Here is a 1,053-nt window from a genome sequence, read left to right on the forward strand (position 1 = left end):
GCCAAGGGCGTCGCCGGCCTGGTCACATTCGAGCGCGCCTATCTCGATCAGGTCCGCCTCGACCGGCTGATCGGGCGCGCCGATGTGGTGCTGCTACCGTACGACTCCCCGGACCAGGCCACTTCGGGCGTGCTCGTCGAGGCGCTGGCGGCGCACAACCCGTCATCGCCACCGCCTTCCCCCATGCGCAGGAGCTGCTCGGCGACGGCGCCGGACTCCTCGTGCCGCACCAGGACGCTTCGGCGATCGGCGTCGCGCTCAAGCGCGTGCTCACGGAGCCCGACCTGGTCGCCGACATGCACGACAGGGCCAAACAGATCGCGCAGGGAACTCAATGGAGCGTCGTCGTTGAGCGCTACCGCAAGCTCGCGGCGACACTGTTGAGCCGCGCGCCGGTTCCGCTGTGACCGGCCGATACCTGGCGTCGCCGAACGAGCACCTGCTGCGGCTCGGCGATGACACCGGGCTGCCGGAGCCGCTGCCGGTGTACGCCAACACACGCGTCCCGCACGCAGGCCCTGCAATACCTGCACCGGCCCGCGCAGAACACGCGGCCCGCTGATCCGATCGGCAACTACCATCGCGACGGCGACCGGTCAGGGATGCCACCGGTCCGCTCACCTAACCCCGGCAGCCGGTCGATGCGCCATCGTAACTGGATCATCAGTCGGGTCGGACAGTCCTGCCAACCCGCTGCCGCCCGATGTCTGATCGGCTTGTCGGCGTACTGCGCGACGTGGTGCCACACGAACGGGGTCACTCGTCCAGGACGTCGGGGTAGATCGACGAGCACGTCGAAGACCTGACCGCGCGGGTGACCGCCCGGTACACCGCCAAGTTCCGTTGCGAGGAAGGCGTGAGTTACCACAACGAGCGTTGTGGCGGGAAACGTCCGGGGTACTGGCGCCGGATCCCGGCCGGTCAGTCTCCGGTGAGGTCGGGCAGGCTGGTCGCGTCAGTGACCAGGTGAAGGGCGACGTCGCTGAGCCGCCGGTTGGTCCGCCGGGCGTGGGTCCGGATCAGCTCGAACGCGGCGTCGACGGAGATGTGGTG

2 protein-coding genes are annotated in these 1,053 nt (G+C 69.1%); one reads left to right on the forward strand and one right to left on the reverse strand.

Features of this window, described 5'->3' with window-relative positions; translation table 11 throughout:
- Positions 1-221: 221 nt before the first annotated feature.
- A complete protein-coding gene (locus AB0I21_RS57540) occupies positions 222-407 on the forward strand; it encodes a hypothetical protein (RefSeq protein WP_360574560.1) in 186 nt (61 codons plus the stop codon).
- Between the two features lie 514 nt (positions 408-921).
- Here AB0I21_RS57540 and AB0I21_RS57545 read toward each other — a convergent pair.
- Positions 922-1,047: an ANTAR domain-containing protein gene (locus AB0I21_RS57545; RefSeq protein ID WP_360574562.1), complete on the reverse strand. Its 126-nt coding sequence runs from the start codon at positions 1,045-1,047 to the stop codon at positions 922-924.
- Positions 1,048-1,053: the final 6 nt, after the last annotated feature.

It is taken from the genome of Dactylosporangium sp. NPDC050588 (genome assembly GCF_040654975.1).
Lineage (GTDB): Bacteria > Actinomycetota > Actinomycetes > Mycobacteriales > Micromonosporaceae > Dactylosporangium > Dactylosporangium maewongense.